Genomic DNA, 6,221 nt, shown 5'->3' on the forward strand with positions numbered 1-6,221 from the left:
TGCCGAAGCACTGTATGTTTAAACAGTATGCTGTGATTTTATACAGTATCGAGTGAAGTGCAAGCACAATTTGCGCTGTGGGCTCAACATGCGGGCCTGGCGTGCTGGTGCACTGGATGGCGCACCGGATTGCGGTCCACGGGTTTGCCATGGCTGCGAGCGGCGCGGCGCGGCAGTTACAATCGGCGCCCGGATCCATCGACTGATCAGCGCTGACATGACCGCTTCCTTGCCTCGAATCGTTGTGCTCGCCACGGGCGGCACCATTGCCGGATCGTCCGGAAGTCCTGCCAGCAGTGCCCATTACCAGGCCGCCACCGTGCCGGTATCGCAACTGGTGCAGGCCGTGCCCGTCCTGGCCGATGTTGCGCGCATCGAGGCGGAGCAGGTTGCGCAGGTCGACAGCAAGGACATGATGTTCAGTCTCTGGCAGCAGTTGGCCGCGCGCGTGGCGCACTGGTCGGCGCAGCCCGATGTGGCCGGTATCGTGATCACGCATGGGACCGACACGCTTGAGGAAACGGCGATGTTCCTGCATCTGACGCAGGCTACGCCGGTGCCAGTGGTAATTACCGCCGCGATGCGCCCCTCGACTTCGCTGTCCGCCGATGGCCCGCTGAACCTGCTCGATGCGGTGCGCGTAGCGGCCAATCCGGCGGCGCGCGGCAAGGGCGTGCTGGTGGTGTTGAACCAGCAGATCCACGCCGCGCGCGATGTCACCAAGTCACATACTTCGGCGGTCGATGCTTTTGTCTCGCCGGTTGCCGGTCCGCTCGGATTCGTGCAGGACACCTATATCCGGTTTGCGCGGGCGCCGCTGGCGGCGGGTGCGGACAGATCGTACCTGCCGGTGCCCGCAAGCTGGCCGATGGTGGAGATCGTGGCCAGCTATGCCCAACCAGGGCGGGTGGCTGTCGATGCACTGGTGTCGGCCGGCGTGAAGGGCCTGGTGGTGGCAGCGGCAGGCAATGGCTCGGTGCATGAAACCCTGGCGGGCGCGCTGGCCGATGCCGCGGCGCGTGGCGTGGCGGTGGTACGCAGCTCGCGCACCGGTGCCGGTCACGTGGCATTGGCAGCCAAGCCGGCGCCCACCGCCGGCTTGTTCGCCTCGGCCGCCGACCTGAACCCGTACAAGGCGCGCGTGTTGCTGTTGCTGGCCCTGGCGTCCGACCCGGGTCTTGGCGCCGATTCCGGGCGCCTGCAGGATCTTTACGCCCGATCGTAGGCTACGGTCGGCCTGCTTGCGGGTCGCCTGGTTACGGGCTATACTCGCGGGCTATTCAACCTTGCCGCACCGGACTTGACGCCCGGGTGGCTCATCCAAAAGGAGCGTCAATGCGTCATTACGAAATCGTATTTATCGTCCATCCGGACCAAAGCGAACAAGTGCCGGCGATGATCGAGCGCTACAAGCAGCTCGTGATCTCGCAGAACGGTCAGATCCATCGCGTGGAAGACTGGGGCCGCCGTCAGATGGCCTACATGATCCAGAAGCTGGCCAAGGCTCACTACGTTTGCCTGAACATCGAATGCGGCAAGGAAACGCTGGCTGAACTGGAACACGCGTTCAAGTTCAACGACGCCGTCCTGCGCCACCTGATCGTCCAGACCAAGAAGGCCGAGACTGCTCCTTCGCCGATGATGAAGGAAGTGCAGCGCGAAGAAGCCCGCAAGGCCGCGCAAACGACCACGGAAGGCCAGGCCGCCTAAGTGCGGACTGCTGTGTCGCGGTGAACCAGCTTCGGCTGACCGCCACCCTCGCCGAACGAGACACGCTGCGCTACACACCGGCCGGAGTACCCGTCGTCAACTGCATCCTGCAGCATGCCGGCGAGGTCCTGGAGGCGGAAACGCCCCGGCAGGTGGAGTTTGCGGTCGTGGCCATGGCCATTGGCGCCATCGGCCAGCGACTCGAGCGGTTGCCGCTCGGCACGTTGCTTGATTGCGAAGGATTCCTGGCGCGCAAGCACCGCAACAGCAAGACACTGGTCTTTCACATCACTCGATGTAAAGCATTCGAAAAGGATTGAATCATGGCATTCGTCAAACGTGACAACAAGAACAAGAAGCGCTTCCAGCAACAGAACCCTCTGTTCAAGCGCAAGCGCTTCTGCCGCTTCACCGTGGCTGGCGTCGAACAGATCGACTACAAGGATCTGGACACGCTGAAGGACTTCATCGGCGACAACGGCAAGATCACGCCGGCTCGTCTGACCGGTACCAAGGCGCACTATCAGCGTCAGCTCGACACGGCTATCAAGCGCGCCCGCTTCCTGGCGCTGGTGCCGTACACCGACCTGCACAAGAACTGATAGTCCCGGGACCGCAAGGAGAAATACACGATGCAAGTCATTCTGCTGGAAAAAGTCGTCAACCTGGGCAACCTGGGTGAGATCGTTCGTGTGAAGGACGGTTACGCACGTAACTTCCTGATCCCGTCGAAGCGTGCTCGTCGCGCTACGCAAACCGCAATCGCCGAATTCGAAGTGAAGCGCGCCGAGCTGGAAAAGGCCGCTGCCGAGAAGCTGGCTGCTGCACAAGCCGAAGGCGAGAAGCTGAACGGCCTGACCGTCCAGATCACCCAGAAGTCGGGTGTGGACGGCCGTCTGTTCGGTTCGGTGACCAACGCCGACATCGCCCAAGCCCTGGAAGGCCAAGGCTACAAGCTGGAAAAGTCGCAAGTGCGTCTGGCAAACGGTCCGCTGAAGATCGTTGGCGACCACCCGATCACCGTTGCGCTGCACACCGATGTGGTGGTGGACGTAACCGTGTCCGTGCTGGGCGACCACGTCTAAGTCGTACCCGCGGGTGATGTGCCGGCGCACGCTGGCATGTCCGATGCAGAAAAAGGCAGGAGCCGCGCTCCTGCCTTTTTTGTTTGCGCGCCGCCCGGCGCCGCTATAATTGCCCCCCATGAACGCGCCCGCCGCAGACCCCCAACTAGACAGTCTCAAGGTTCCTCCGCATTCGATCGAGGCCGAACAATCGGTGCTCGGCGGGTTGCTGCTGGATAACGCCGCTTGGGACCGAATTGCCGATTTCCTGTCGGAAGCCGATTTCTATCGCTTCGACCACCGTCTTATCTTCCAGAGCATTGCGCGCCTGATCTCCGCCACCAAGCCGGCGGACGTGATCACGGTCTATGAAACGCTGCAGGTATCTGGCAAGGCCGAGGAAGTGGGTGGGCTTGCCTACCTGAACTCACTTGCCCAGAACACGCCGAGCGCGGCCAATATCCGCCGTTACGCGGAGATCGTGCGCGAGCGTTCGGTGTTGCGCAAGCTGGTGACTGCTGCCGACGATATCGCCTCGGCGGCCTTTGCGCCGAAGGGTCGCGAAGTGCGCGAACTGCTCGACGAAGCCGAATCCAAGGTGTTTGCGATTGCGGAAGAAGGGTCGCGTGGCCAGAAGGGCTTCCAGGAAATCCAGCCGTTGCTGACGCAGGTGGTGGAGCGTATCGACGAGCTCTACCATCGTGACGCTTCAACCGATGTCACGGGGGTTCCGACCGGGTTTATCGACCTCGATCGCATGACCAGTGGCATGCAGCCGGGTGACCTGATCATCGTGGCGGGTCGTCCGTCGATGGGTAAGACGGCCTTCTCGCTGAATATCGGTGAGCACGTCGCGGTGGAGCAGGGCCTGCCCGTCGCCGTATTCTCGATGGAAATGGCCGGTGTGCAGCTGGCCATGCGTATGCTGGGTTCGGTGGGGCGCCTCGATCAGCACCGCTTGCGTACCGGCCGGTTGCTCGACGAAGACTGGCCGCGCCTGACCCATTCGATCCAGCGCATGAACGATGCGCAATTGTTCATCGACGAGACGCCTGCGTTGAGCTCGATCGAACTGCGCGCGCGCTCGCGCCGGCTGGCGCGCCAGTGCGGTCAGCTTGGCCTGATCATCATCGACTACCTGCAACTGATGTCGGGTTCGGGTGGCGGCGAGAATCGCGCGACCGAAATTTCGGAAATCTCGCGTTCGCTGAAGGGCCTGGCCAAGGAGCTCAATTGTCCGGTGATTGCACTGTCGCAGCTGAACCGAAGCCTGGAGCAGCGCCCGAACAAGCGTCCCGTGATGTCCGACCTGCGTGAATCGGGCGCCATTGAGCAGGATGCCGACGTGATCCTGTTTATTTATCGCGACGAAGTGTACAACCCCGATTCGCAGGACAAGGGGACTTCCGAAATCATCATCGGCAAGCAGCGTAACGGTCCGATCGGCACCGTTCGCCTCACATTCCTGGGGCAATTCACGAAGTTCGATAACTTCAGTGGTGGGCCGGCGTTCTTCGACAACGACAACTGATGCCCAGGGGTTACACCGCAGGACGGTGCAACCCTGTAAAATATTGCGCTTTGATGACAGCCGCCCAATGAGGCGGCTGTCGTGCGATTGCCCAGACTTTCATTTGCAACACAACCGAGCGCTGCCGTGAGGCGCGCCACAAGGACATTTCATGTTCGGTCGATTCATGCCCACTGAGGGCAAGTTCTTCGAATACTTCAACCAGCACGCCGATTGCGCGGTGGCCGCCGCGCACGAGCTGGAAACGCTGGTCAATGACCTGCCCAATGCCGAAGCCCACGCACGTCGCGTGCAGGCCACCGAAAAGAAGGCAGATCGCATCACGCACGACACGATCGACCTGCTGCACAAGACCTTCATCACGCCGCTCGACCGCGACGAGATCCACAAGCTCATCACGACCATGGACGACATCCTGGACCTGATGGAAGACGTGGCCGAAACGATCTCGCTGTACGACGTGACCCATCTGACCGACGAAGCGCGCCGCCTGGCGACGATCTGCGTGCAGTGTTGCGACCAGGTCAAGATTGCCGTGGCGCTGCTCGAGGACATGGGCAATGCCAGCACGATCCTGAAGACCGCCCAGCAGATCGACCAGCTCGAATCGGAAGCGGATCGCGTGATGCGCTCGGCAATGTCGAAGCTGTTCCGCGAGGAAACCGACGTCAAGCGCCTGATCAAGCTGAAGGCAATCTACGAACAGCTCGAGTCGATCACCGACAAGTGCGAGGACGTGGCCAACATCATCGAAGGCATCGTCCTGGAAAACGCCTGAGGTCCGCACCGGCATGCATACTGTTCAAATGAGCTTGTGGGTGATCGGCCTGCTGGTCGCGCTGGCGTTGCTGTTCGATTTCATGAACGGCTTCCACGACGCGGCGAACTCGATTGCCACGGTGGTCTCCACGGGCGTGCTCAAGCCGCACCACGCGGTGGCCATGGCCGCCATGTGCAATGTGGTGGCGATCTTCATCTTCCACCTGAAGGTGGCGGCCACGGTGGGTACCGGGACCATCGACGTCAATATCGTCGACCACTACGTGATATTCGGCGCGCTGGTCGGCGCCATTGCATGGAATGTGATCACGTGGCTCTACGGCATTCCATCGTCGTCGTCGCATGCGCTGATCGGCGGCCTGGTGGGCGCCGCGGTGGCCAAGGCAGGTACCGGCGCGCTGGTTGGCAATGGTCTGCTGAAGACGGTCGCCTTTATCCTGATCTCGCCGCTGCTGGGCTTCATTCTGGGCTCGATCATGATGGTGATCGTGGGCTGGACGTTCTTCCGTACGCCGCCGTCGCGCGTGGACCGCTGGTTCCGCCGCCTGCAACTGGTGTCGGCATCGCTCTATAGCCTTGGCCATGGCGGCAACGACGCGCAGAAGACCATCGGTATCATCTGGATGCTGCTGATCGCCAGCGGCCACGTGGCCGGGGGCGGTGCGGAGCCGCCGATGTGGGTGATCGTAAGCTGCTATGTCGCTATCGGCATGGGTACGCTGTTCGGCGGCTGGCGGATCGTGCGGACCATGGGTCAGAAGATCACCAAGCTGAAGCCCGTGGGTGGCTTCTGCGCGGAAACCGGCGGCGCGATTACGCTGTTCATTGCCTCGGCACTGGGCGTGCCCGTGTCGACCACGCACACGATCACCGGCGCCATCGTCGGGGTGGGCTCGGCACAGAAGATGTCGGCCGTGCGTTGGGGCGTGGCCGGCAATATCGTCTGGGCCTGGGTGCTGACCATTCCGGCATCGGCGTTCATGTCGGCGATTGCGTGGTGGATCGGCAAGCAGATTCTTTAAAAGCGGGTCGAAACGCGCGACGAAAAAACCAGGCATCTTGCCTGGTTTTTTTTCGCCGCGCGGATCTGGTCTTGCCCGTGGTGTTCTCCCCTCTCCCGCGTGCGGGAGAGGGGC

The 6,221-nt window shown here is 62.0% G+C and carries 8 protein-coding genes; all 8 read left to right on the forward strand.

Features of this window, described 5'->3' with window-relative positions; all coding sequences use genetic code 11:
- Positions 1 to 217: 217 nt before the first annotated feature.
- The 8 genes from ACO550_RS28140 (at position 218) to ACO550_RS28175 (ending at position 6,107) form a co-directional block, all read left to right on the forward strand.
- A complete protein-coding gene (locus ACO550_RS28140) occupies positions 218 to 1,225 on the forward strand; it encodes an asparaginase (protein ID WP_315595486.1) in 1,008 nt (335 codons plus the stop codon).
- A 110-nt stretch (positions 1,226 to 1,335) separates the two neighbouring features.
- A complete protein-coding gene (rpsF, locus tag ACO550_RS28145; protein WP_315595487.1) occupies positions 1,336 to 1,710 on the forward strand; it encodes a 30S ribosomal protein S6 in 375 nt (124 codons plus the stop codon).
- A gap of 20 nt (positions 1,711 to 1,730) precedes the next feature.
- Positions 1,731 to 2,030 carry a primosomal replication protein N gene (gene priB / locus ACO550_RS28150; RefSeq protein ID WP_315595488.1) on the forward strand — a complete coding sequence of 100 codons (300 nt, stop codon included), beginning with the start codon at positions 1,731 to 1,733 and terminating at the stop codon, positions 2,028 to 2,030.
- 3 nt (positions 2,031 to 2,033) lie between these two features.
- Positions 2,034 to 2,312 carry a 30S ribosomal protein S18 gene (rpsR, locus tag ACO550_RS28155; protein WP_315595489.1) on the forward strand — a complete coding sequence of 93 codons (279 nt, stop codon included), beginning with the start codon at positions 2,034 to 2,036 and terminating at the stop codon, positions 2,310 to 2,312.
- A 30-nt stretch (positions 2,313 to 2,342) separates the two neighbouring features.
- Complete coding sequence (gene rplI, locus ACO550_RS28160; RefSeq protein WP_315595490.1) at positions 2,343 to 2,795, forward strand: 50S ribosomal protein L9; 453 nt, start codon at positions 2,343 to 2,345, stop codon at positions 2,793 to 2,795.
- Between the two features lie 118 nt (positions 2,796 to 2,913).
- Positions 2,914 to 4,305: a replicative DNA helicase gene (locus ACO550_RS28165; protein WP_315595491.1), complete on the forward strand. Its 1,392-nt coding sequence runs from the start codon at positions 2,914 to 2,916 to the stop codon at positions 4,303 to 4,305.
- 151 nt (positions 4,306 to 4,456) lie between these two features.
- Complete coding sequence (locus ACO550_RS28170) at positions 4,457 to 5,083, forward strand: DUF47 family protein (protein ID WP_315595492.1); 627 nt, start codon at positions 4,457 to 4,459, stop codon at positions 5,081 to 5,083.
- Between the two features lie 13 nt (positions 5,084 to 5,096).
- On the forward strand, positions 5,097 to 6,107 hold the full coding sequence (locus tag ACO550_RS28175) for an inorganic phosphate transporter (protein WP_315595493.1): 1,011 nt from the start codon (positions 5,097 to 5,099) through the stop codon (positions 6,105 to 6,107).
- The last annotated feature ends 114 nt before the right edge of the window (positions 6,108 to 6,221 follow it).

The sequence above is a fragment of the Cupriavidus sp. genome (genome assembly GCF_057315035.1).